Origin of the sequence: Tenuifilum thalassicum (assembly GCF_013265555.1) — a bacterium.
In the GTDB taxonomy this organism is placed as follows: Bacteria; Bacteroidota; Bacteroidia; order Bacteroidales; family Tenuifilaceae; genus Tenuifilum; species Tenuifilum thalassicum.
Window position 1 is genome coordinate 1449174 of sequence record NZ_CP041345.1, and the last position, 24019, is coordinate 1473192.

23 protein-coding genes are annotated in these 24019 nt (G+C 36.0%); 16 read left to right on the plus strand and 7 right to left on the minus strand.

Features of this window, described 5'->3' with window-relative positions:
- Positions 1-54: 54 nt before the first annotated feature.
- Positions 55-684 (minus strand): hypothetical protein, encoded by a 630-nt coding sequence (locus FHG85_RS06040; protein WP_173073976.1) that lies wholly within the window; start codon positions 682-684, stop codon positions 55-57.
- A 109-nt stretch (positions 685-793) separates the two neighbouring features.
- On the opposite strand from FHG85_RS06040, the gene FHG85_RS06045 reads away from it, so the two are divergent.
- Complete coding sequence (locus FHG85_RS06045) at positions 794-1900, plus strand: Omp28-related outer membrane protein (protein ID WP_173073978.1); 1107 nt, start codon at positions 794-796, stop codon at positions 1898-1900.
- A gap of 71 nt (positions 1901-1971) precedes the next feature.
- Here the strand turns inward: FHG85_RS06045 and FHG85_RS06050 are convergent, their stop codons facing one another.
- The 3 genes from FHG85_RS06050 to FHG85_RS06060 are packed head-to-tail and all read right to left on the minus strand — an operon-like array spanning position 1972 to position 6245.
- Complete coding sequence (locus FHG85_RS06050) at positions 1972-3540, minus strand: DUF6029 family protein (RefSeq protein WP_173073980.1); 1569 nt, start codon at positions 3538-3540, stop codon at positions 1972-1974.
- A gap of 7 nt (positions 3541-3547) precedes the next feature.
- Positions 3548-4033, minus strand: coding sequence for a TlpA family protein disulfide reductase (locus tag FHG85_RS06055; protein ID WP_173073982.1), 486 nt, complete (start codon positions 4031-4033; stop codon positions 3548-3550).
- A 40-nt stretch (positions 4034-4073) separates the two neighbouring features.
- A complete protein-coding gene (locus tag FHG85_RS06060; RefSeq protein ID WP_173073984.1) occupies positions 4074-6245 on the minus strand; it encodes a RelA/SpoT family protein in 2172 nt (723 codons plus the stop codon).
- 133 nt (positions 6246-6378) lie between these two features.
- Here FHG85_RS06060 and FHG85_RS06065 point away from each other — a divergent pair, with 133 nt between their 5' ends.
- The 6 genes from FHG85_RS06065 to FHG85_RS06090 all read left to right on the plus strand — a co-directional run bounded on the left by FHG85_RS06065 (position 6379) and on the right by FHG85_RS06090 (position 10791).
- Complete coding sequence (locus FHG85_RS06065) at positions 6379-6942, plus strand: RNA polymerase sigma factor (protein WP_173073986.1); 564 nt, start codon at positions 6379-6381, stop codon at positions 6940-6942.
- 67 nt (positions 6943-7009) lie between these two features.
- Positions 7010-7456 (plus strand): anti-sigma factor family protein, encoded by a 447-nt coding sequence (locus FHG85_RS06070; RefSeq protein WP_173073988.1) that lies wholly within the window; start codon positions 7010-7012, stop codon positions 7454-7456.
- Between the two features lie 3 nt (positions 7457-7459).
- On the plus strand, positions 7460-8002 hold the full coding sequence (locus FHG85_RS06075; protein WP_173073990.1) for a Spy/CpxP family protein refolding chaperone: 543 nt from the start codon (positions 7460-7462) through the stop codon (positions 8000-8002).
- 31 nt (positions 8003-8033) lie between these two features.
- Positions 8034-8519, plus strand: a complete 486-nt coding sequence (locus FHG85_RS06080) for a Spy/CpxP family protein refolding chaperone (RefSeq protein WP_173073992.1) — start codon at positions 8034-8036, stop codon at positions 8517-8519.
- Between the two features lie 234 nt (positions 8520-8753).
- The gene (locus tag FHG85_RS06085; protein ID WP_173073994.1) at positions 8754-9980 is read left to right on the plus strand and encodes a hypothetical protein; all 1227 of its coding nucleotides are present in this window, start codon (positions 8754-8756) and stop codon (positions 9978-9980) included.
- Positions 9981-10122: 142 nt separating this feature from the next.
- Positions 10123-10791: an MBL fold metallo-hydrolase gene (locus FHG85_RS06090; protein ID WP_173073996.1), complete on the plus strand. Its 669-nt coding sequence runs from the start codon at positions 10123-10125 to the stop codon at positions 10789-10791.
- A 4-nt stretch (positions 10792-10795) separates the two neighbouring features.
- On the opposite strand, the gene FHG85_RS06095 is transcribed toward FHG85_RS06090, so the two are convergent.
- A complete protein-coding gene (locus tag FHG85_RS06095; RefSeq protein ID WP_173073998.1) occupies positions 10796-11494 on the minus strand; it encodes a metallophosphoesterase family protein in 699 nt (232 codons plus the stop codon).
- A 59-nt stretch (positions 11495-11553) separates the two neighbouring features.
- Here FHG85_RS06095 and FHG85_RS06100 point away from each other — a divergent pair, with 59 nt between their 5' ends.
- Entirely contained in the window at positions 11554-12300 is a 747-nt protein-coding gene (locus FHG85_RS06100) for a tRNA lysidine(34) synthetase (protein WP_173074000.1), read from the plus strand.
- A 3-nt stretch (positions 12301-12303) separates the two neighbouring features.
- Here the strand turns inward: FHG85_RS06100 and FHG85_RS06105 are convergent, their stop codons facing one another.
- Both FHG85_RS06105 and FHG85_RS06110 read right to left on the minus strand, forming a co-directional pair.
- Positions 12304-13743, minus strand: a complete 1440-nt coding sequence (locus FHG85_RS06105) for a TrkH family potassium uptake protein (protein ID WP_173074002.1) — start codon at positions 13741-13743, stop codon at positions 12304-12306.
- Entirely contained in the window at positions 13740-14501 is a 762-nt protein-coding gene (locus FHG85_RS06110; protein ID WP_173074004.1) for a CHASE3 domain-containing protein, read from the minus strand. The genes FHG85_RS06105 and FHG85_RS06110 overlap by 4 nt, the downstream gene beginning before the upstream one ends.
- A gap of 476 nt (positions 14502-14977) precedes the next feature.
- Here FHG85_RS06110 and ligA point away from each other — a divergent pair, with 476 nt between their 5' ends.
- The 8 genes from ligA to FHG85_RS06150 all read left to right on the plus strand — a co-directional run bounded on the left by ligA (position 14978) and on the right by FHG85_RS06150 (position 24011).
- The gene (gene ligA, locus FHG85_RS06115) at positions 14978-16987 is read left to right on the plus strand and encodes an NAD-dependent DNA ligase LigA (RefSeq protein WP_173074006.1); all 2010 of its coding nucleotides are present in this window, start codon (positions 14978-14980) and stop codon (positions 16985-16987) included.
- Between the two features lie 63 nt (positions 16988-17050).
- The gene (locus FHG85_RS06120; RefSeq protein WP_173074008.1) at positions 17051-17611 is read left to right on the plus strand and encodes a DUF6913 domain-containing protein; all 561 of its coding nucleotides are present in this window, start codon (positions 17051-17053) and stop codon (positions 17609-17611) included.
- 5 nt (positions 17612-17616) lie between these two features.
- Entirely contained in the window at positions 17617-18501 is an 885-nt protein-coding gene (dapA, locus tag FHG85_RS06125) for a 4-hydroxy-tetrahydrodipicolinate synthase (protein WP_173074010.1), read from the plus strand.
- Between the two features lie 166 nt (positions 18502-18667).
- Positions 18668-19654: a dihydroorotate dehydrogenase-like protein gene (locus FHG85_RS06130; RefSeq protein ID WP_173074012.1), complete on the plus strand. Its 987-nt coding sequence runs from the start codon at positions 18668-18670 to the stop codon at positions 19652-19654.
- Positions 19655-19928: 274 nt separating this feature from the next.
- Complete coding sequence (locus FHG85_RS06135; RefSeq protein ID WP_173074014.1) at positions 19929-21329, plus strand: tetratricopeptide repeat protein; 1401 nt, start codon at positions 19929-19931, stop codon at positions 21327-21329.
- Positions 21330-21453: 124 nt separating this feature from the next.
- Complete coding sequence (locus tag FHG85_RS06140) at positions 21454-22230, plus strand: phosphosulfolactate synthase (protein WP_173074016.1); 777 nt, start codon at positions 21454-21456, stop codon at positions 22228-22230.
- A 10-nt stretch (positions 22231-22240) separates the two neighbouring features.
- The gene (locus tag FHG85_RS06145; RefSeq protein WP_246249295.1) at positions 22241-23212 is read left to right on the plus strand and encodes a DUF368 domain-containing protein; all 972 of its coding nucleotides are present in this window, start codon (positions 22241-22243) and stop codon (positions 23210-23212) included.
- Positions 23202-24011, plus strand: a complete 810-nt coding sequence (locus FHG85_RS06150) for a DUF3108 domain-containing protein (RefSeq protein WP_173074020.1) — start codon at positions 23202-23204, stop codon at positions 24009-24011. Before FHG85_RS06145 ends, FHG85_RS06150 begins: the two co-directional genes overlap by 11 nt.
- The last annotated feature ends 8 nt before the right edge of the window (positions 24012-24019 follow it).

Consider the following 24019-nt stretch of genomic DNA (forward strand, 5'->3'; position numbering starts at 1 on the left):
AAAGGTCGCATTAATCGAGCGACCTTTTTTAATAATAGTATCTTTCAAACATAGTTACCAGCCAAATGGTGTGAAGGAATTTCTCCAAGGAGATAAATTATTACCATTTACAAAGTTGAAACTGGCTCCAATAGTGGTGTTTTTGTTGATTTTATAGTTAAATCCCACACCGAATTGCTGACTGCTGAATGTTCCTAAGGTGTTCTGGTAGGGTAGATATAAGGTTTGGTTTTGAGATATAGAACCAGCAGCGTACATGCTAAACCTATTATTAAATTGATATTGTGTTATAGCCCAAGCGTGATATGGATTTGAAAATTGATTTGTATTACTAGTTGAAATAATATCATTTGGTTTTATTCCGTGCATATTGTTGCGCGATAAGGTAACACCAGCCATTACCTGCAAGCGATTATTAGAATAAGTAACGCTAGGAGAAAGGTAACTTCCAGACATGCCTATCCCATTCCCCATAAATGTGTAACCACTTCCGATTGTAAGACCGTAATTTAAACCTGGTTTTATTGAACCATATGGAGAGCTGTTAGCTGAGGAATCTAATGTTTGACTTGGATTGTAAACCGGTTCATAAATTCTATATAAATCTTGGACTAACTGGGCATGTGCAATATTAGCAAAGACAAGCAACTCTAAAACAACTAGTATAACTACAACTCTTCTCATTGCACTACATTTTTTTATTTAAAGATAAAAAATTATTCTGAAAAAAACTCATGTTTCGCCTAATTAACTATTTTTATGCCATCAAATTAACACTCAAAAATAAAAAATTATGAGAACATTAAAATCAAAACTTTCAACATGTTTACTTGTTATTAGCTTAATTTCAACAAGTATGGTTGGTTGTAAAAAAACAGATACTAGTGCACCTGTTGTAACATCATCAATAGACTATGTTAATTTAACTGATTCTAGCGTGCTTTGCAAAGGGACTATAGTTGATAATGGAGGAGCACAAATAATTGAAAAAGGGTTTGTCTGGAGTCTTACAGAAAATCCAACAGTTGATGATAACCAAGGCATTGTTACGTTAAAATCAGAGAGTAACGATTTTGAAGCAAAAATTACCGGGTTGATGGAAAAAACATCTTATTATGTAAGGGCATTTGCAAAAAATTCTGTAGGAATTGGCTATAGTCAACAAGTAAAGTTTACAACTACAGAAAAACCTTGGGAGCCAAAACATGTAACAAATATTTTAATTGAAGATTATACAGCAACATGGTGTGGATATTGTCCAAGAATTCATTATGCAATTAAAGATGTAACTAGCCAAAATGAGAATATACATGCATTGGCTATATACCAAGATTCTGATAAGAAGTTTCAATATTTTAATCAATTAGCTAGTACCTTTGGTGTTGAGGGGTTTCCCACTGCCATTGTAAATCGTAAAGCTACATGGGATTATCCTGAAACGCTTTTGTCGCTTTCAAGCTATCTTAATTCTAGAAGCCCATTGGGTATTTCTATTGAAACATCTTACAATAATACTACTGCTTCAATTATAGTTAAAGTAGAGTATGCTAAAAATATTGAGGATCCATTAAAACTTGTAGTCTGTTTAACAGAAAGTAAGCTAATTGGCGAACAAGCTAATTATTATGATGATGGTAATGGAAATCCTATTAAAGATTTTGAGCACAACCATGTATTAAGGAGGGTAATAACGGAACTATTAGGTAATGATATTTCAACACAGGAAACTTTAAAAGATAATATCTCTACTTTCACTTTTAATGATATTTCATTAGAAAGCTATAATCCTGCTAATTGCGAGGTTATTGCATTTGTTACAAAAGCTAATGATAAAAGTGTAATTAACGTTCAAGGTGTCAAGCTAGGCGAAATAAAAGATTTTCAATACCTTGCAAAATAAATTGTTCTAAGATGAAAAAAGAGAGGGTTTAGTTCCCTCTCTTTTTTACAAATAATCCTAAAATAGCAAGGCTAGAATACAGTACTAATAGAAAATGTAAACCCTGAATATGCTGGCACAAAACGACATAGGCCTCCAATGCACTGAAGCCCTTCCCTGTTTCTACCCCAACTTATTCCAATTCTACTGGCATTTTTGGTATAGCTAAAGCCAAAGTTGTAGTAGTGAATGTTCTGTTCTGCATGATCAATCATATCAGAAGCAAAAATCGTCCATTTTGGTGCAAAACTAACCTCGGCGAGTGCTAATGACCAATTGTTTTCATTTTGAACTGGAAAAAGTTCGCTTAATTCAAGTTTTAACCAGATGTTTTTCCTTAGTTTTAGATATGACTCTAAAACTGCAATGTTAGTTATCACTTCACTTGCCCCACCGGTGATGGCACCCTTGTTATAGTATTGATTGATAAATGAAAGTGCTGTCTTGAACTTATACGAGAATTTTTTCTCAATTTCAATGCCCACATCCCTAAAGAAAAGAGTATCGCTAATGGATAGGTATTCATTTCCTTTGGGTTTCCAGTAGCTTGATACGTTTAAATTAATTTTAACTCCTTTGGCCCATGTAATATTTGTTTTACGTGGAACCGAGTAAAAAATATCGAGCTGTCCGCCTATTTCACCCATCATTTGTGTGGAATAAGGGTGAAGGTTAGCCAGAGCGTACTTGTGCTGCTTTGTCAAAGCAGGTACATAATTGATAAACGAAGCTTCAATTGCTTGTCGTTCTGAGCGGAAATCGGCATTTTCAACTCTTCTTAGCGAAAGGGTTGCTCCTAAACCTCGACCAACAATTGACTGCTGTAGCAATAACGCGTTCCCCTTATCCATGCTAAAAAGGTTAAGCTGCATGGGATCTTTATCCTTAGTCATGTACTCTGCATTAAGGCTGTATGAACCATATTCTAGCATTAGCCTAGCTGCGTAGGCATCTACTGTTGTAGGAATTTGGTTATTCGTGCCTGTATATTCTTGGTATTTTGAAACCCAGCTTCCACCAAAAATAATATTAACAGATGGTTCCTTCCATAATAGTGTTGATAGGTTCAGTTCTGCATCAATTCCTCTTAATGTGCCCTCGCCGTAATCTAGATATTTTCTTTGTTTTCCCCAGATTGCTTTTATCGTTGCAGACTTGATTGGATGAAGTTTAACAGAGAATCCATCGATTGAGTTGTTTATTCCAAGGGCTCTTTCCTCATAGCTTCTAAGAATTAGCCCATTCCCAAACTGTTCATAAAAGGTTCCTACTGTAAAAGTTAACAAAGAATCTTCGTACGAGGCATAACGTCCAATAATCTTATTTCCTTTCAGAAATTGTGAGTAACCAACCAGAGGAGGCATATATGCCTCATACTGAATACCTGCACTGAATTTACCTAACTTATAATCAAATTTAAAATAGGTGTTTGATCCAAATTTATCATCAGGAGCATTTGCATTAATAACACTATCAGTTCGATAGAGATTATTATTTGTTTCGAAACTGCCAGAAAAAGTTCCTTTATCAAATATTTGAGCGTCAAGCTTAAATGCTAAAGAGCCTATGAATACAATAAGGGCTAATCTTTTAAGGATCATAACCAAATTACTTTGTGTTTTTCTTAATAATTTCAAAGAGCTCCATTTCGCTACCAGGGGTATAACCAACGTGTTTGTGTACTATTTTCCCGTTTTTAAATAGTAGTAGAAAAGGAACATTTGTAATGTTTAATGCTCGTTTTAGGTCAGCGTTTTCGTCAAGCAATACAATAAATGGCCAATCGTTGCCTGCCACCAATGATTTAACCTTACCGCTTGCGCGAGAATCGTCGATAGAAATGGCAACAACTTCTACTCCGGTTTCCTCATTCCATTCCTCATACAAATCTGCTATTGAATTAAGTTCTTGGTGACATGGCTTACACCACGAAGCCCAAAAAGTTAAAACAACTAGAGGCTTTTCTGCAATAACATTTTGAATGTTTACCTTTTTCCCTTGTAAATCTTTTACAATTACATTTGGTATGTCCTCTTGACTGTAAACTAATAAAGACCAAAAAGTTGCAACAAATAGAATTGCTAGTTTTCTCATGATATTTAGTTTTAGATTAAACATGCGTAAAAATAACAAATTATCGCATTCTTACTGCTTTACTAACACCTTCTACCTGTGTTAACTTATAAATTAGCATTTCAAGGTGTTTGGTATCCTCAACGTAAAGCTGGATTTGCGCTTCAAAAATTCCATCATTTGATGAAACGTTTAAATTTCTCATGTTTACTTTTAGATCTTTACTAATAACTTCAGAAATACGGTTGAGTACACCTATTTCATCTGCACCAGTAATGCGAATGGTTGTTTGAAATGCTCCAGCCTTTGAGGAGCCTTTCCAACGCGCTTTAACTATTCTATAAGGCCAACGGTTTTTAAGTTGCGTTGCATTTGGGCATGTTGTCCTATGAATTTTAATGCCCTCATTAACAGTTACAAAGCCGAATATATCATCCCCAAATATGGGGTTGCAGCATTTGGCAAGCTTATAATCAATATTTACTAGCTTTTCATCAATTACAAGGTAATCTGCCGATTCATCTTCTTCCTGTTTGTCTTTTTCGATTTTTGAAACTTTTTCTTTAACAGGAGCTTTTTCCTCTTCGGCAGATAGCAAAGTTTTAATAGCCGATAAATCAACTTTCCCCTGTGCAATAAGGATAAAAATATCGGTAGGCTTTTTTAGTTTTAAATGCTTGTTAATTTTACGAAAAGCATTTTCGGTATCGTCAATCTTCCAGTTTTTAAGCCTTCGTAATAGTATTTCTCTACCATCCTGTATTTCTTTATTTTCGATATCGCGTAGCTGCTGCTTAATTCTACTTTTCGCTTTTGATGTAACAACAAATGCTAGCCAGTCCTTCTTAGGTTTTTGTTTCTTCGATGTAAGGATTTCAATAACGTCGCCATTTTTGAGTTCCTGTTTTATTGTTGTATTTTTTCCATTAACTATAGCTCCAACACATTGTGCACCTATCTCTGTATGAATGTCAAATGCAAAATCGAGTACAGTTGAACCAGTTGGAAGCTTTCTTATGTCTCCCTTGGGAGTGAAAACATAAATATCGCTTCCAGTAAGGTTAAGCTTAAATTGCTCAACCTTATCTTCAGGTGAAGTGTCTGGCGATTCAAGGATATCTCTAACACGGGCCACCCATTCATCTATGCCTTGCTCTTGTTTTATCCCCTTATATTTCCAGTGGGCTGCAAGACCTTTTTCCGCAATCTCATCCATACGTGTGGTTCGTATTTGAACCTCAATCCATTTATTTTCAGGGCCTAGTACAGTAGTGTGCAAGCTTTCATACCCATTGCTTTTGGGAACTGAAATCCAATCGCGTAATCTTTCTGTATTGGGTGTGTATTTATCGGTGATGATAGAGTAGACCTGCCAGCAGTCTGATTTCTCGGTTTCAGGTTTAGAGTCGAGTATTATTCTTATGGCAAAAATATCATGAACCTCGTCAAAATCCACTTTTTGGTTTTGCATTTTCCGGAAAATGGAATAAACGGACTTTGTTCTTCCTTTAATTGTAAACTTAAATCCCCGTTTTTTTAGTTCCTCTTTGACAGGTAGCATGAAGTCTTGCAAAAACTTATTTCGGCTTGCCGTTGTTTCTTGCAATCGTTTAACAATATACTTATACTCCTTTGGGTATATATATTTCATGGCAAGGTCTTCCATCTCCGATTTTAACCGGTATAGGCCTAGTCGGTGGGCTAAGGGTGCATAAAGATGGAATGCTTCCCAAGCCCTCTTTAATCGCTGGTCGGATGGGAACCTACTCAACGAACGCATCGTGTCGAGCCTATCGGCAAGCTTGATGAGGATTACTCTTGCATCGGCCGAAAGGCTTATGAGCATCTGCCGAAAGAGTTCGGCTTGAGTTTTTGGGTCTTTAGGGTCTAAGCTCGATATTAGAGTTAAGTTAGAAACAATATTCGAAACCTGCTCACCAAATTTTTTTTCTATTTCAACCTGAGTAAGCCATTTGCGTTCAATGGTTTCATGTAATATGGCTGCAATAATACTATTTGTTCCTAATCCTATTTCGTTTAAACAAACTTGAGCAACATTTATAAGATGAGTAGCATTAGTATCGTTCCATTCACCATTTTTTGTATAAATATCCTTTGCGTAATCTATTACATCCTCTATTTTTTCTTTATAACTCTCCTGTTGGGTTTTAGCTAATGCATCGAAAAGCGATTTTTTACTTTTTTCAAATGCTTTTAGATCTGTATTCTCCATTGTTTTTAATGAGTTTAAGCAAGTCCCTTATTAAATAATCACATCAAATATAAAAATAATAAGTTCAAAAATTTTACTACAGCTGTGCAAGTTTTTAGTAACTTAATTGTCTATTAGGGAAAGATGTTTTTCAATGGATGAGAAAGAGCTAATAAACAGAATTATTGAGCATAACGATCACCAAGCCTATAAAATACTGGTTGATAAGTATAAAAGGATGGTAATATCGACATGCCAGGCTTTCTCGGGGAATTATCATGATGCTGAGGATATTGCTCAAGATGTATTTGTTGAGCTATATGAATCACTTCATCATTTCAGGCACGATTCAAAACTTTCCACATGGCTATATAGAATTTCTGTAAATAAATCGCTTAATTTTATAAGACGAAAAAAAAGAATGTCACTCTTTGATGTGCTCTCTGCAAGTAAAGATAAAACTGAACAACCTATAGATAATCTTGCTGGGCTCGACGAGCCAAATCTTAATATAGAAAAAAAAGAGCAACAAAGAGCATTGAGAAAAGCCATTTCAAAACTTCCAGAAAATCAGCGTATTGCTATTGTATTAAGCACGTATCATGAGTTATCCTATAAGGAAATTGCTGAGGTTATGGAAACTTCGGTATCGTCGGTTGAGTCGTTGCTTTTTAGAGCAAGAAATAACCTTAGGAAAATAATGGTAAAATCTAATTAGAAAAAAATTGCTTATTAAACGCAAGTTATTATTAATTTGATTGTCAAACTATAAAACAACAAATAAGATGAGGTGCAAAAGAGTAAATATATTAATGGATGATTACCTGAAAGGTAACCTCGTAGATGAAACTCTTCATGAATTTGAGAGTCACATAAAGAATTGCACCAAATGCCAAAGCAATCTTTCTATTAGCAAATCATTAAGAGAACTAGCAAGCGAAGACGCAAGTGATTATATTGAAAACCCATTCTTCGCAAATAGGGTTCTTGCTAGAATTGAACAAAATAGAATTTCTGCAGGCATGAGTCTTTATGCAAAGTTAGCTTCATATGCTGCGGTTGCAGCAGCCATTATTTTAGGCCTGTTTATTGGAATGGAAATTGGATCGTTTGGAACGCAAGTTATAAGTACTAGTAACAATGCTGAACTTATTGCTGAAGATTATATCCCTTCTAGTACAGAAAACTTATACATAATAAATGCTGAAGATGTTGAAAACCAAAATAAGTAAGCCATGAACTATTTCACCAAAACACGAATACTTGTCATCATTATAATTTTACTTGCTATTACGCTTATCGCTACGGTTGGAACAATGGTGTACGGATACTATAATCATCGAGATTTAGTAAAAAGATTTGACGAGAATCCACAAGCAAGAACTGAAAGGCAGAACGAGTTTTTACGCGAAAAACTTAACCTTTCCGATGAACAGATTGAGGTTTTTAAAAGTTCAAGGGAGAGTTTTCATGAGCAAACATTAGAGGTCAATAAAGAAATAGAAGGGGTTACGCTAGAACTAATTGACGAGATTTCGGCAGAAAACCCCAATCCTAAAATTATCGATTCACTAATAGACCGATATGGTGAGCTTCATAAAATACAACGCCGAATAATGGCAAATCATTTACTTGAGATTAAGGGAGCCTGTAGGCCAGAACAGTTTAACGAGTTTAAAAAAATTTTGAGACGTACTCAAAAGTACAATATGAGAAGGCAAAGTGCAAAACATGGACGCATGCGTAGGGGCTATTCAAATCAACCCCAATGTCAATAATAATTACTAACGAACAATAAAAACAACGGCTATGAAACGAGTAGGAAACATTTTGATGGTAGTGCTATTATTAGCTACAACAACAGCAATGGCTCAAGGGCCAAGGAATAGGGGTAATAACTCTGGTGTGCAACAAGGTAAAAGTGGATACTGCATGCTTAACCTAACCCCTGAGCAAGAGCAAAAAATTAACGATTTAAGAGTTAATCACCTAAAGGAGGTTACTCCAATTAAGAATGAGCTACGTGAAAAGCAGGCGCACCTAAGAACTTTGGAGTCTGCAGATAAACCCGACATGGCAGCAATTAATAAAACAATCGACGAGATTGGTGCGCTAAAAACAAAACTTATGAAAGCGCGTGTTGCTCATAGAAATGAAGTGTCACAGCTACTTACCGACGAACAACGTGTTATCTTTAATTCACGTGGAAATAGAGGGTTTAAAAATGGCATGAAAGGCAGAAAAGGAAGAGGTATGGGCAAAGGTATGGGAATTGGCCCTTGTATGTCAAATTAAGATTCTAATATTTCAAAGGTTATTAGGGCACTCGGTTGGGTGCCCTATTTTTTTGTTAGTATATTAAAAGCTTCAAAACAGTTTTAATATCGTAGTACTCAAATTCTTCCAATTGATACCAAATCGTCTTTATTCGCTTTATAATTGTTTTAAATTTCAGCTGAATATTTATCATAGCTTTTAAATTGTCAACTATAATAATTTACTTTGTCGCAAAATTAAAATTTGGAAAATATGAAACGATTTTTACTAATCCTTATTTCTGTATTTTTTGTATTCAGTGGTTTTGCACAGGAATCGACAAAACCAAAGATTGAGGTTAAACCATACGGTTTTGTAGCATACGAGGCAATTTTTGATACCTATAAATCGCTCGATGTGCGCGATGGAGAACTTACCTTTTATCCATTAAAACCCAATTATGATGCCAATGGTAACGACATAAACAAGAAAGTTCAGTTTCAAATGCTTTCAATAATAACAAGGTTTGGAATTAAAGTTTCGGGTCCCGATATTCTAGGTTCAAAATCATCAGCTAGGTTTGAATCCGATTTTTATGCTACTGCCAATTCCTACATCTATCTTTTAAGATTAAGACATGCATTTATTAACCTAAAATGGGAAAATGCTGAGCTAATTATGGGGCAGTACTGGCATCCTGTAATTGTGAATGAGTTTATTCCTTCAACCATTTCATTTGGTGCAGGTCAGCCTTTTCATTCACTTAATCGCTCTCCACAAATCAGGTTTATATACCATCCAAGCAAGAATATTAGGATGTTAATAGCTGCAGTAAGCCAAGGTTACCATAGGACTAAAGGCCCTGAAGATGCTATGAGAAATTCAGGTCGTCCAGAACTTCTTGGACAGGTTGCATATGGAAGTGCCAAAAAAATTATGATAGGAGCTTCAGCAGGATATAAGTGGCTAACTCCACGACTTGTTACTGCAAGTGGTTTGAAAATTGATAAAACCATTGGACAATTCCTATTTAGTGGCTTTGCTTCTGTTGCCAATGAAAAAACGAGCATTAGAACCGAGGTGATTTATGGGGAGAACCTAACTCACCTTGTAATGATTGGTGGTTACGGTAGAGTTACTGAAAGTGATCTAAATGGAGATTATGATTATGCAAATTTACGCACTTTTAGTACTTGGGTTGATATTAATCACAAACTGAGTGATTGGGAATTAGGTTTATATGCTGGTTATTCAAAACTAATGGGTTCCGATAAAAATTATACATCATTAAGTGGTTATAATCGTAACGATGATATCAATTATATTTATAGGATTTCGCCCCGAGTAACCTACAAGCAGGAAAACCTTGCTTTATCGCTTGAATACATGCTTACAACAGCTGTTTATGGTGAAACATTTGATGCTCATCATAAGGTAACCTCATCACTTGACCCTGTCAGCAATAATAGAGTAACTTTATCTGCTAAGTATAAGTTCTAAATATTACATAAGCGTTTATCCGGTTATTAGACTGTCTCAAATTAAATTTTGAGACAGTTTTTATTATCTTTTAATCTGAAATCCTTTACATCGATTTAATTTTGCATTAAATTTATTGTGCAAAATAGAAAGAGAATGGGCTATGGATACTCATGCTAAAAAAAACATTGAAGCAGTTGCTGAAAGTATTCAATGGTTTGGTCAGGCTGCAATTAAAATAATGAATTGTGGTAAGGTGATTTATATTGACCCATACCAGATTAAAGAAACCGATAAAGCTGATCTGATTCTTATTACTCATTCTCATTTCGATCATTATTCTCCTGATGACCTAAAAAAGATTGTTGCAACTAACACATGGATTTTTTGTCCAGAAGATATTGCCGATGAGGTCAAACAACTTGGAGCAGCCAAGGTGATTGCTGTTAAGCCAGGTTTCATGGATGAGTGGAATGGAATAGAAATTCATGCGGTACCCATGTACAACATAAATAAGAGCGATAAACATCCAAAATCGAGCAATTGGGTTGGGTATCTACTTAATCTCTGCAATGTTTGGTTGTACCATGCAGGCGATACAGAACGTATACCCGAGATGAAGGATATCAAAACCGACATAATACTCCTCCCTTTAGGTCAAACTTACACGATGAACTGTGTGGAAGATGCTGCAGAGTCCGTATTGGATACAGGTGCCTCAGTTGCAATTCCAATTCACTATGGTATGTATGAGGGGAGTGAATCCGACGTGGAGAAATTCAAGGAGCTGTTAAAAGATAAAGTTGAGGTTATACTCCTTCAAAAAGAGTAAGAAATTAATCGATGCATTCAACAAAATGAAGCGTCCACGTTTCAAGTTGAAGAGCTGTTAAATAGCCAGTCCCAGCAATGTAAAGCCCCTTATATACACAACCTGCATCAAGGTCGTAAATTCGTCTGTTGCTATCTTTTACCTCTTCAACAATTGAACGGAGAGCTCTTGGTGTATGCCCATGAATTATTTTATACCCAGGCATAAATGAGGAAGGTACATCCTTGGGTCTATCCCATAGCATGGCATTTTCATCGGCAAAGGGGTTGGAGGCTTCATAGTTAAAACCACCATGGACAAGTAGAAATTGTTTATCGACTTCAACATAAGGAAGTAACGATTTAAGAAAGTTGTAGTGCTTCTCTGGTAAGAAACCATATTCGGTTTCTATTTTAAATGTTTGATTTTGATACTGATGAATTGTTGCAAACCCCGAATTCATCAGCCATAGGTTCATTTCATAATTGCCTTTAATGGAATCGAGCAGCATCTGTTCGTGGTTACCCTTTAAGCAGGTAATGTTATAACCATTTTCTATAAGATTTGTAATGTAGTCAATCACCCCAGGGGAATCTGGTCCTCGGTCGATGTAATCGCCAAGAAAAAAGAGCCGGTCGTTTTTGTTAACGCTTAACTTTACCTCTGTGAGAAGTTTAAGCGTTTTTAAACAGCCGTGAATATCGGGTATTACTAATGTGCGCATAATCAAATTTAGCAAATAGTAGTCAAATAAACTATCTTTGCGAAGCTTATTTTTATCTTATGGCAAGTAGATATATTATTAAAAAGTTAGAAGGAAAAGTTAAACAGGCCATATACGGGTATAATCTTATAGGTAATGGCGATAGTGTAATGGTTGGTTTATCGGGTGGTAAGGATAGCTATGCTTTACTTGATTTGCTTGTTACGAGTCGGAGATCGTTGCCTATCAAATTTAAGCTTCATGCATGCCATGTTCAGGCATCTGATATGACGTATCGTGCCGATATTGAATTTATGGAGCAGTATTGTGCCGCAAATGACGTGGAGCTTCACATACGGGAAATTAATGTTGATTATAATCCTAATGACAGGAAACCAGCATGTTTTATTTGTAGCTGGAAACGTCGGAAAATGCTATTTACTACAGCAAGAGAGAATGGCTGTAATAAGTTAGCGCTTGGACATCACCTTGATGATGCCATTGAGACCCTTTTGCTAAACATGATTAATCATTCATCTATTAGCTCTATACCCCCTAAATTATCAATGTTTAAAGGCGAACTATTTCTAATCCGACCATTAACAACATGTTTAGATAGAGAGATGGTAAAATATTCGCAGCTTAAAGGTTTCCCTACGGAAAAGGAGCAATGCCAGTACGATAAGGATACACACCGAAGCACTGTAAGAGAGCTTATTCGCCAGATGGAGCTAATTAATCGCGATGCACGCGAAAATATTTATCGTTCCATGCAAAACATATTTGATGAGTATATAGTAACAAAGCCCAAAAAGAAGAATCAATAACGATTATCGCCACGATTTAACCATAAACAGCAGAAGGAGTCCAAAAATCTCTAAACGTCCTAAAAGCATTACAAAGGAAAGAATTATAAGCGCAGGGTTAGATAGGGTAGAGTAATTTGATAATGAACCAACTAATCCAAATCCGGGACCCGCATTGCCAATGCAAGCAGCGGTAGCCGAAAACGATGTTAACGTGTCGTATCCCAAGGCAGTAAGTAGAAGTGTGCTTATGAAAAGAATAAGAATATAAAAAACAATAAATAGCACCACAGAATTAATAATGTCTTCCGAAATAGTTTTGTTTCCGATTCTAACTGGAATAACAGCTTGTGGGTGTTGTAGTTTTTTTATCTGCCCTTTCAAGGCTTTTAGGAAAATAAACACCCTATCGAGTTTCATCCCCCCAGAAGTAGACCCTGCACAAGCACACTGAATTGTAAAAAAGAGAATAATTAGAATTGAGAAAGGGGGCCAAATCGATGAATCTGCATTGGCAAAGCCTGTGGTGGTAGAAAGCGATACAACCTGAAACGAAGCGTATCGCAAGCTCTCACTCCAGCTCGAATAGACCTTACCATGTAGGTTAAACGTTACAAGTACTATCCCTATTATAGTGGCTATGAAATAATATCTTACTATGGGAGATGTGAAAATATTCTTCTTTTTGAGTGTTAATGTAGAGTAAAGCAAACCAAAGTGTATTCCTGAAAGAAACATAAACACAATAATGGTTAATTCAATTGGCACGCTGTTGAATGATGCTATGCTTGTGTTTTTTGTTGAGAATCCTCCGGTGGCAACAGTTGCAAAAGCGTGATTAATGGCATCAAATAAGCTCATCCCGAATATTTTGAGCAGTATAACTTCAAGTGCCGTTAGTCCAACATAAACAACAAGGATAATATTGAGCATTTTTCGTGTTCTGAACTTAAAATCTTCTTGGGCTAATGGTGATATTTCCATTTTGGAAAGGGTCATTTGTGCTTTTCCAAGCGAGGGAAGTACGATAAGAACAAAAACAACAATCCCCACACCACCAATCCAATGCATCGACGAACGCCAGAATAGTATTCCTTTGGGTAATGCTTCAACATTGTTAAGTATTGATGCTCCCGTAGTGGTATAACCAGATACGCTCTCAAAGAGAGCCTTAACAAACGTAAACTCACCTCCATATAGTAGGAACGGGAGTGAACCAAAGAAACAAGACAATATCCAGCTAAGAACAACAACAAGGTATCCTTCTTTATTAAAAAGATTGGTTGTTTTAGGAACAAAAACTAATGGGAATATACCCCACAAAAGAGTAATTAAAAAGCTGAAAAGCAATGGAAGTTGACCACTGTCTCTATGGTAAAACGATATTAAGAATGATATAAATATAAATGCTGCATTAAGCAACATCACCATACCAATATATCGTAAAATTACGTGGAGTCTCATTCGGGCTTAGTTAGATTTTTTTTTGTTAGAATAAGGTCCTTTACTGCTTCATTAAGTTCAAAAATCTCATCTTTGGTATCAATAGAAACTTCGTATGGCTTTCGGTATTTGGTAAAGTTTTTTACGTTTTTTGTTATTTTATTTATTGGTTTTATCAAGTAATGTGATATCATGTAGTTGAAAATCATTGAGAACACTACACTTGTAATAATAATTATTAACCCTGGAAGAATGGTTCGGTATGGACTTTGTTTAAGAACTGTTACAGTTTGATTTAAATTTTGTTGATTAATAGTTAAGAGATTATTTACGCTTCGCTTTACTGCTTGAATTTTTGGGTAAACTTCATTTAAATAGACAGATAATGAAACATCTTCACCCTGAATAAACTCTAAAGCAGTTTCTTTATATTGTTTATAAGAGCTGGAAATGGAATCTATTTGTTTAATTTCTCCAGGCAGTGTCAAGTTATTAGATGCTTTTTTAAGGTTATTATTAAATGACTTTTCAGCATTAGCAAAAAGCGATAGGGCGGTCTCCTTATCACCTTGAATAGAGAGTAAAATTGCTTTTTCCTGAATGCTCATGCTATAGTTCATCTCTTTCGAGAAATCTATACTACGATAGTTATCCATTAAAAGCTGATTAACCTGATTTCCTAATTTGGTTAGCTCATATATTGAAATTAGGCCTGAGATGACAAGCATTACAGCTAGAATTAGAAATCCGGTTACTATTTTCCAGCGTATTTTTACCATGATTAGCTAGTTTATACTATCATTAAAGAACATCATATTCCAATTTGCAAATGTAATTCTTAACACTAAAACAAAGCAATTTTGTTAATATTATTTTGATAAACTATCTTTTGAGTTTGGCAGCTGATTTGCATTTAAAGCTATAAGTGTTGGCTATGTTGGATTGCTAAGACCTGTGACACTTTGATGATAGGTAGTTCTGTCAAAATAAAGCATATATTTTGCTTTTGTATTTATTCTCAATAATCTGGCTTAAATGTAGAAAACTGAATACATATAAATCAATTTAAAATGATTAGCTTGAATGTTAACCAATTGGCTTACTTTTTAAAGTCAATTTATCTGTAATTTCAGGAAAAAACTGAAAGTAAAAAACTTAAACTTTCCCCAATTTCATTTTGTTAATAACTCAGCTCCTATTTTTATTCGTAAGCTGCCATTTTACTTTTAACTTTGAAAATGATAATACCTAAAATATGGATAAGCAGAAAGCCCTTGAAAGAATTAAATATCTCAGAAGTGAGCTTAATCGTCACAACTATTTATACTACGTTAAGGCTGAACCTGAGATAAGCGATTACGATTACGATTTGCTTCTGCGTGAGCTTGCAGACTTGGAGCGGCAGTTTCCCGAGTTCGACGACCCTAACTCGCCTACCAAAAGGGTGGGTAGCGATTTATCGCATGATTTTACACAAGTCCGTCATCGTTACCCGATGCTTTCTTTGGCTAATGTTTACTCTTTTGATGAGCTTGGTGAATTTGATAACCGAGTTAGGAAGGCATTGACCGAGGGTTTTGAATACGTTTGTGAGCTTAAGTTTGATGGGGTAGCCATTGGGCTTACCTACCATGACGGTAAACTTGTTCAAGCGGTTACACGCGGCGATGGCACTGTTGGCGATGATGTAACTACCAATGTCCGAACTATAAGAACCATACCGCTTGAACTTAATGGCAACGATTTCCCAAAGGAGTTTGAAATCAGGGGAGAAATTTTCATGCCTCGTAAAGTGTTTGACGAGCTGAATGCTGAACGCGAAGAGATTGGCGAAACTCCTTTTGCTAATCCTCGAAATGCTGCTGCTGGCACTCTCAAACTTCTAAACTCAGCCGAAGTTGCAAAACGAAAATTAGACTGTTTCTTATACTTTATTCTTGGTGAAAACCTGCCCTTTGATAACCATTATCAAAATATGCTAAAGGCAAAAGAGTGGGGATTTAAGGTTTCGGAGTACATGACTCTTTGCAAAGATTTACAGGAGGTAAAGCAATTTATTGACAATTGGGAAGATAAGCGCAAGAAATTACCTGTTGATACCGATGGTGTGGTTATTAAGGTAAATAGCTATAAGCATCAAGCATTGCTTGGGTTAACTGCCAAAACACCTCGCTGGGCTGTAGCATTCAAGTATAAGCCCGAAAGGGTTTCAACAGAGCTGTTAAGTGTAGATTTTCAGGTTGGACGTACAGGAGCCATAACACCTGTTGCAAATCTAAAACCTGTAAAACTTGCCGGAACAACCGTAAAACGTGCATCGCTGCACAATGCCGATCAGATTGAACAGCTTGGAATTAGAGTAGGCGATTGGGTTTTTGTTGAAAAGGGTGGGGAGATTATTCCCAAAATTGTGGGTGTTGATAAGTCAAAAGCAACATTATTTACAAAATCAATCGTTTTTCCAGAGTCGTGTCCAGAATGCGGAGTGGCATTAGTTCGTCCCGAGGGTGAGGCCCGTCACTTTTGCCCTAACCAAAATGGTTGTCCGCCTCAAATAAAAGGTAGAATTGAGCACTTTATTAGCCGTAAAGCATTAAATATTGATGGGTTGGGTGAGGAGACCGTAGCTCTCCTTTTCGATAAAAAACTCATTTCCGATGCTGCCGATTTGTATGCGTTAACTAAAGAGCAGCTTTTAGGTCTTGAGCGATTTGCCGAAAAATCGGCCGATAATGCCATTAAAAGCATTGAAAAATCAAAATCAGTTCCCTTTCCGCGAGTTCTTTATGGCATTGGTATTCGGTATGTGGGTGAAACTACAGCCAAAAAACTTGCGCAGCATTTCCGAAGTATCGATGCCATTGCCAATGCTACTGTTGAGCAGTTTATTGAGGTAGAAGATGTTGGAGAAAGAATAGCAGCTAGCATTGTTGATTTCTTTAAAGATGAACGGAATATAAAGCTAATAGAGAAACTTAAATCGGCAGGGGTTCAACTCCAGCTAAGCGACGAGGAAACCAGAAAAATATCCGATAAGTTAAAAGGCCTAACCATAGTGATTTCAGGAACTTTTTCTCGAGTGTCGCGCGATGAGTTAAAGGAACTAATTGTAAAGCATGGAGGTAAAAATGTCAGCTCGCTATCTTCATCTACCTCTTTACTTGTAGCTGGTGAGAAAATGGGACCCGCAAAATTTGAAAAAGCTAACAAACTTGGAATAAAGATTATCACCGAAGAGGAATTCTTTGATATGATAGAAGAGTAGAAACCTCTTTTGGCTGGATTTACTTTTTTTTGTAAAATTGCATTTCAACATAAGCACAAACAAATGTTCAATAATCTCAAGTATAAAAAATCGTTAAAGGCACTGGCCAAACAAGCAAGAACGATTAGTCGTCAACGTAAAATTTATAACCTTACTACTGCTAGGAATGTAGGAATTGTCTTTAATGTCACAGACTCAAAAACTTTTGATACTGTTCTTCAATTTATTGCTAAGTTAGAAAAGATACCCCTAAATGTTGATGCCCTTGCATACTACAGTGAAAAGGAGATCCCTCAGATATATGTACTAAATGAAAAGATAGATGTTTTTTCAAAGAATGAAACAAATTGGTACTATAAACCACAATCGCCTGTTGTAGATTCATTTATTTCGAAAGAGCATGATATTTTAGTTGATTTAACACGCGAAGAGTCTGTACCTTTGCGTTGGATTTCAACCCTATCTCGTGCAAAATTTAAAGTTGGGGTGCTTAACTATTTTAATAATCCTTTTGACCTGATTATTTCAATTGATGAAGGGCAAAGCCTTGACTATATAGTTGAGCAAACCTATAACACTCTAGAATCATTAAACAATAGATTTTCGCAAGAACAAGAAAAATAGGCAATATGGATACAAAACGCTTAAGAGGATTAGGGGTGGCCATGGTAACCCCTTTTAATTTGGATTACACAATCGATTATACTGCCATTGATAAGCTAATAGAGTTCCTTATTGGTAATGGCGTAAACTTTTTGGTAGTTCAAGGAACAACTGCCGAAACTGCTACCCTTTCCGACTCTGAACGTAGAAAGCTAGCCGATTATATAGTTTCTAAGGTGAATGGAAGAGTTCCTCTTGTTTTAGGAATAGGTGGTAACGACACAAAAAAGGTAATTGATATCTATTCAAAGTTTAATCTTGATGGTTTTGATGCTGTTCTATCTGTAACCCCATACTACAATAAACCTACACAAAAAGGAATTTATTTGCACTTTAAAACTATTGCCGAAAATACCGATTTGCCAATCGTGCTTTATAATGTGCCAGGCCGAACAGGTGTTAACATGACTGCTGAAACAACACTAAAATTAGCACATGAGTATAAAGGAAAGATAATTGCTGTAAAGGAGGCTTCGGGTAACCTTAATCAAATGGGCTACATTTTGCGCGACCGCCCAAATAATTTTCTTGTCCTCTCAGGCGATGATGGCCTAACGCTTCCTCAAATTGCCATGGGAGCCGATGGTGTAATATCGGTTCTAGGCAACTGCGCCCCTGCGCAATTCTCAAGAATGATTAAACATGCTCTTGAAGGGAATTTTGAAGAAGCAGCAAAAATTCATTTGAGCCTAATTGAGCTAATTGACCTACTTTTTGCTGAAGGTAATCCGGGAGGGGTTAAAGCAGCTCTAAATGCTTTGGGATTAATTGAGAATGTTTTACGTTTACCTCTTGCACCTGTTAGCGAAGCAACATTTGAGAAAATTAAAAATATCATTACGAAGCTATAATTCCTTTTTTATTCCAAGTTAAAAAGCACGCTTTTAGTTGAGTGTGCTTTTTTTTTGTTCTATAGTTATTCTAAATTACTTGACTTGTAAATATTTTCAATCTAACTTTATTGAACCTAATAGGTATCAAGTTGTTTATTATTTCAAAATCAAAAATTAAATAATCATGTCCGATCTATCAACTAATTATATGGGGTTAAATCTTAGGAACCCATTAATCATTTCAAGTTCAGGTCTAACTGAAAAAATTGACGATATAAAAGAGTTTGAAGCACGTGGTGCGGGTGCAGTTGTGATAAAATCAATTTTTGAGGAGGAAATTATAGCCAAAACTCAAAAGAACATTAATCAGATGAACGCTTCGGGTTTTATTTACCCTGAAACCATGGAGTATTTCGATTACGATAGCATGGAAGATCCTGTTTCCGATTACTTGCAGTTTCTGAGGAAGGTTAAAGAAGAAACATCAATACCAATTATTGCGAGTATCAATTGTGTAACTGCTGAGGGGTGGATTGATTTTGCAAAACGAATTGAGGATACAGGCATAGATGCCCTTGAGCTAAATGTTTTTCCTTTACCATCGGACCCAAATAGAACAGCCGAACAGAACGACAAGGTTTACTTTGATATTGCAGAAAAGGTAACCAGCGTTGTTAAAATACCCGTTGCCATGAAGGTTGGATATTACCATTCGGCTCTATCCAATTTCTTAGTTAAGCTTAGCAAAACTCCCATTAAAGGATTGGTACTTTTTAACCGATTCTATAATCCTGATTTTGACATCAATACCCTTGAATTTAAACCAAATAGCGTGTTTAGCTCGCCAAACGAGATTTCTACCTCGTTAAGGTGGGTTGCTATCCTTTCTGGCAAGCTAGAGTCTGACATAGCTGCCTCTACTGGAGTTCACGATGGGATTGGCATGGTTAAGCAGCTACTTGCAGGTGCAAATGCAGTTCAGGCTTGTTCAACATTTTATCGCAACGGTAATGAGCAGGTTACATTTATGCTTAAACAGCTTGACGAGTGGATGAAAGAGAACGGGTACAACACTATAAATGATTTTCGTGGAAAAATGAGCATAGATGAGACCTATAACCCTTCGGCATATGAACGAGTACAGTTTATGAAATATTTTCACGATTTATAAAATTAAGGGCTGTAGGGTTATCTTTAACATTAAGAAGCGGTAAACGGTTTTCTTGTTAACAAGGAAACCTATATGTTGATAAGTTTTATTAAATATTTGGTATTGTTTCAAAAGAGATGCCTTTCTTTGTTGTGGTTAACCCATTAATCGGTTCCATACTAGGTCTATAGTAAGTTGTTTATTCATGGTTTCATGCTTAAACAAATCTTAGCTATACAAAAGAATTTATATTGTAATTATTTTCTATCTTCGAAGGTTATTTATTTTAAAGTATATGAGGGACGAAAGCAGCGATTTTCTGAGTTTTGAGGAGGAATACGAGTTGGTGAACCGATTCGATGAGGCAATGGATTCAGGTGCTACGCAATTTTTTGATGTGCATGAGTTTATTGCATTAATCGATTTTTACATCGACCACGATGTTGAGGAGCGTGTTTTACAAGCTTTAACCCTTGCTAATAAAATTTATCCGAACTCATTAGAAATTAAGTATAAATGGGCTGAGTATTACCATTACATTGGGGAGAACGATAAGGCTTTAGAAATTATTCAGTATTTTGAGAATGTTGATAGTAGCAACCCCGAACTTTACTACTTAAAGGGCGAGGTGCTTTACGAATCTGGTAACCTAAATGCTGCTGTAGAAAGTTTTGATAAGGCTATTAGTATTGAACCTGTTGAGAATATTGAACTTTTACATCGAATTTCCACTTTTTTTCTTGAAAGTGAAGAGATTAATCTTGCCTTAAAATATCTTTTGATCTCGTATCGCAAGGAGCGAAATAATCTTGCCGTTTTATTCGATTTAGGCTACTGTTTTGAAAGGCTCAACGAGCTGGAAAAAAGTGTTAGATACTACAATGAGTATCTCGATATTAACCCCTTTTCGGCTAGTGCTTGGTATAATTTGGGTATTGTCCACACCAAACTTGGAGAATTTGATAAAGCTATTGAATGTTATGATTTCTGCATAGCAATTGACCCTGCCTACTCATCTGCATATCATAATAAGGGTAATACACTAGCAACTTTAGAAAGGTATGATGAGGCAGCAAAAGTTTTTGAGGAACTTTCCAAAATAGATTCTGAAGATTCAAAGGTTTTTTCCTTACTGGCTGAGTGCTACGAAAAGACCGAGAATTACGAAAAGGCATTGGATGCATATAATAAGGCCATAACACTTAACCCCGATTTTGCCGAAGGTTATTATGGAATTGGTGTGGTGTTAGCAGGAAAGAAGAAGTACGATTTAAGCTTAAATTTTATTCGCAGAGCACTAACCCTTAACCCCGAAGAGTACGATTTTTGGCTTGGACTTGGAAGAGTTTACTTTGAGCTTAACGATATTGAGAACTCTATTAAAGCATACCAGGAAGCTACAACTCTCAATCCTGAACTTCCCGATGCTTACCTTTCATTAGCCGAAGTGCTACTTTACGAAGAACGTTTTAATGAGGTACATAAACTTGTTGAAGGAATAGGCAATAGGTTTGACACCAATATCTCAATGAAGATAATTAATGCGGCTGCTCTTTATTTGTCGCACCGCTCAAAAGAAGCTTTAGATATTCTAAAAGATGTAAAAAAAATGGATCCTTCTTCCATTAACGATTTTATAAACCTGGTTGAACCAGGTAATGATTCTGAATTTATAGATCGGATTAATGAATTGTAAATCAACCTAAATGCGTATTATTTAAAGTGTAATTCTAAATAATTGTTAATAAAACGCTGCTTTTTTTGCAGCGTTTATTGTTGAAACAAGCTAAATTTGGCTAGTAATCAAAAAACACGTTACTATGAACTACAACTTAACTTTTATTCCTGCGCGAACAGAGAAACCAAGAGAGTATGGTTTAACAATGGTTATGGATAAAGGCCTTAGCCTAAATGAAGCCCAAAATCTTATTGAAAGTAGCGGTGATTATGTTGATTTTGTGAAATTAGGATTTGGAACATCATTAATAACTAAAAATCTAAAAGAAAAGATTAAACTTTACCAAGATGCAGGATTAAGGCCATATCTTGGAGGAACCCTTTTTGAAATATTCGTTATTCGTGGTCTTTTTGATGGCTTTGTAAAGTTTGTTGAGGAGTTAGGTCTTGATTTGGTTGAAGTTTCTGATGGCTCTATGGAGCTCGATAACAGTGTGAAATGTGATTATATTAGTGAACTGGCTAAGCGTTTTACTGTGATTTCTGAGGTAGGTTCAAAACGAGCCGATGTTCATATTCCCGATGAAGAATGGATTAACATGATGAAAAATGAGCTGGAAGCTGGTAGCTGGAAGGTTATAGCTGAAGCTAGGGAGAGTGGAACAGTAGGCATTTACAATAAAGATCATTCCGCAAATACAAAGCTGATTGACGATATTGTTAGGCAAGTAAAGGTAGAAAATGTTATTTGGGAAGCGCCAATTAAAAGCCAACAAGCATGGTTCATAAAAACATTGGGAGCAAATGTAAACCTTGGAAACATAGCTCCTAATGAGGTTATTGCATTGGAAACCCTTAGGCTAGGTTTACGTGGCGATACCTTCTTTCAGTTTCTTCCTGAAAACATGAGTCAAAAATAGTAGCAATTTCATAATGAGACAATTTAAGGATTACCTCATCCTAACTTTAAAAGGTATAGGAATGGGTGCAGCAGATGTGATACCTGGGGTATCGGGAGGGACTATAGCTTTCATTACAGGAATTTATGAAGAGCTAATTGATTCCATAAAAAGCATTATTGCACCTGAATCTCTTAAGCATTTAAAGCGATTTTCAATTAGCAGCTACCTAAAGGCAATTAATGCACAATTTATCATTGCAGTGTTATTTGGAGTTGCATTGAGTATTATATCGCTTGCAAAGCTTATGCAATACCTATTAGCAACCTATCCAATTTTTGTTTGGTCCTTCTTTTTTGGTCTTATACTTGCTTCGGTTTGGTATGTGGGTAAAACCATTGGTAAATGGGAGATATCAACTTACATATCATTTATTGTAGGTGTTGGACTTGGATATATCATAACAATGCTTACTCCTGCCGAAACGCCTAATGAGTTGTGGTTTATTTTTCTTACTGGAGCAATTGCAGTTTGTGCTATGATTCTTCCAGGAATATCGGGGAGTTTCATTCTCCTTCTGATGGGAAAGTATATCTTTATGATGTCGGCATTAAGTAATTTTGAAATAAAAATCATTCTAGTTTTTATTTTAGGAGCAGGAGTTGGCTTACTTTCTTTCTCAAATATACTTTCATGGCTATTACATAAGTTTCATTCAGCCACCATAGCCGTTTTAGCAGGTTTTATGTTGGGATCTCTAAATAAGGTTTGGCCTTGGAAAATTGCTACTCAAACCTATATTGACTCACATGGGGTAATTCGTCCGTTGGTTGAAAAGAATGTTCTTCCCTCTACATACTTGATTGAAAACAAATCGGAACCCTTCTTTTGGTATGCATTAGGTTTTGCGTTGTTAGGTGTTTCGGTGATTCTAATTTTTGAACATTTTGTATCTAAACCTGCAAAACAAGAAATTGATATAAGAGAAAAACTTGGACTCTAACTTTACATATACTTCTGTAAGAAGGGTACGTTTACCATTACTTGTAACCGTACTCTTTTTTTTAAGTCATCATAAACTTCCTGCTCAAATTGATAATAATTACCCGTTTAAGGTTGGCGAAAGGGTAAAATACACCGCTTATTATAATTGGAAATTTGTTTGGCTAAGTGCAGGTACTGCTGAATTCTATGTGTCAGATACAATCTTTAATGGTATTAGTGCATTTCATTTTATCTCAACAGGCAGTTCATATAGTAGTTACGATTGGTTCTTTAAAGTTAGGGAGCGGTTTGAGTCGGTTGCCAGTAAAAGTAGTCTATCACCTTTATGGTTTATGCGTAAGAGTTATGAGGGCGGTTATGAAGCTTACAATAACTATATCTTTAACTATAGCGATTCTCTTCTTACCATTGAAAGTTATAATTCCGATAGACCCTTTAATCGAAAGACCTATAAAATTAATAAAAGGATTTACGACGTGCTTACCGCAATATACTATTGCAGAAGTATTGAATTTAAAGGGTTAAGGATTGGTGAAAAGGTGCCACTTAATATGGCCATTGATGATGGAGTTTATAACCTTTTCATTAGGTATCTAGGAACAGATAATATAACGCATCGCGATGGTAGAGTTTTTGATTGCTACAAATTTAGCGTAAAGCTTGTTGAGGGAACCATTTTTAAGGGTGGTGAGGATATGGTTGTTTGGGTTACACGCGATAAGAAAAAACTACCTGTTGTTGTTGAGGCAAAGATACTGATAGGATCGGTGAAGGCTTACCTGTTGGATTATAAGTAATAAATAGA

What these genes read in the sequence shown, in the direction of transcription:
- FHG85_RS06120 (WP_173074008.1), top strand. Translation starts at nt 17,051, where the DNA reads ATGTTCAATAATCTCAAGTATAAAAAATCGTTAAAGGCACTGGCCAAA.
- FHG85_RS06135 (WP_173074014.1), top strand. Translation starts at nt 19,929, where the DNA reads ATGAGGGACGAAAGCAGCGATTTTCTGAGTTTTGAGGAGGAATACGAG.
- FHG85_RS06100 (WP_173074000.1), top strand. Translation starts at nt 11,554, where the DNA reads ATGGCAAGTAGATATATTATTAAAAAGTTAGAAGGAAAAGTTAAACAG.
- FHG85_RS06110 (WP_173074004.1), bottom strand. Translation starts at nt 14,501, where the DNA reads ATGGTAAAAATACGCTGGAAAATAGTAACCGGATTTCTAATTCTAGCT.
- FHG85_RS06090 (WP_173073996.1), top strand. Translation starts at nt 10,123, where the DNA reads ATGGATACTCATGCTAAAAAAAACATTGAAGCAGTTGCTGAAAGTATT.
- FHG85_RS06055 (WP_173073982.1), bottom strand. Translation starts at nt 4,033, where the DNA reads ATGAGAAAACTAGCAATTCTATTTGTTGCAACTTTTTGGTCTTTATTA.
- FHG85_RS06070 (WP_173073988.1), top strand. Translation starts at nt 7,010, where the DNA reads ATGAGGTGCAAAAGAGTAAATATATTAATGGATGATTACCTGAAAGGT.
- FHG85_RS06075 (WP_173073990.1), top strand. Translation starts at nt 7,460, where the DNA reads ATGAACTATTTCACCAAAACACGAATACTTGTCATCATTATAATTTTA.
- dapA (WP_173074010.1), top strand. Translation starts at nt 17,617, where the DNA reads ATGGATACAAAACGCTTAAGAGGATTAGGGGTGGCCATGGTAACCCCT.
- FHG85_RS06050 (WP_173073980.1), bottom strand. Translation starts at nt 3,540, where the DNA reads ATGATCCTTAAAAGATTAGCCCTTATTGTATTCATAGGCTCTTTAGCA.
- FHG85_RS06080 (WP_173073992.1), top strand. Translation starts at nt 8,034, where the DNA reads ATGAAACGAGTAGGAAACATTTTGATGGTAGTGCTATTATTAGCTACA.
- FHG85_RS06130 (WP_173074012.1), top strand. Translation starts at nt 18,668, where the DNA reads ATGTCCGATCTATCAACTAATTATATGGGGTTAAATCTTAGGAACCCA.
- FHG85_RS06045 (WP_173073978.1), top strand. Translation starts at nt 794, where the DNA reads ATGAGAACATTAAAATCAAAACTTTCAACATGTTTACTTGTTATTAGC.
- FHG85_RS06065 (WP_173073986.1), top strand. Translation starts at nt 6,379, where the DNA reads ATGGATGAGAAAGAGCTAATAAACAGAATTATTGAGCATAACGATCAC.
- ligA (WP_173074006.1), top strand. Translation starts at nt 14,978, where the DNA reads ATGGATAAGCAGAAAGCCCTTGAAAGAATTAAATATCTCAGAAGTGAG.
- FHG85_RS06105 (WP_173074002.1), bottom strand. Translation starts at nt 13,743, where the DNA reads ATGAGACTCCACGTAATTTTACGATATATTGGTATGGTGATGTTGCTT.
- FHG85_RS06085 (WP_173073994.1), top strand. Translation starts at nt 8,754, where the DNA reads ATGAAACGATTTTTACTAATCCTTATTTCTGTATTTTTTGTATTCAGT.
- FHG85_RS06040 (WP_173073976.1), bottom strand. Translation starts at nt 684, where the DNA reads ATGAGAAGAGTTGTAGTTATACTAGTTGTTTTAGAGTTGCTTGTCTTT.
- FHG85_RS06095 (WP_173073998.1), bottom strand. Translation starts at nt 11,494, where the DNA reads ATGCGCACATTAGTAATACCCGATATTCACGGCTGTTTAAAAACGCTT.
- FHG85_RS06060 (WP_173073984.1), bottom strand. Translation starts at nt 6,245, where the DNA reads ATGGAGAATACAGATCTAAAAGCATTTGAAAAAAGTAAAAAATCGCTT.
- FHG85_RS06140 (WP_173074016.1), top strand. Translation starts at nt 21,454, where the DNA reads ATGAACTACAACTTAACTTTTATTCCTGCGCGAACAGAGAAACCAAGA.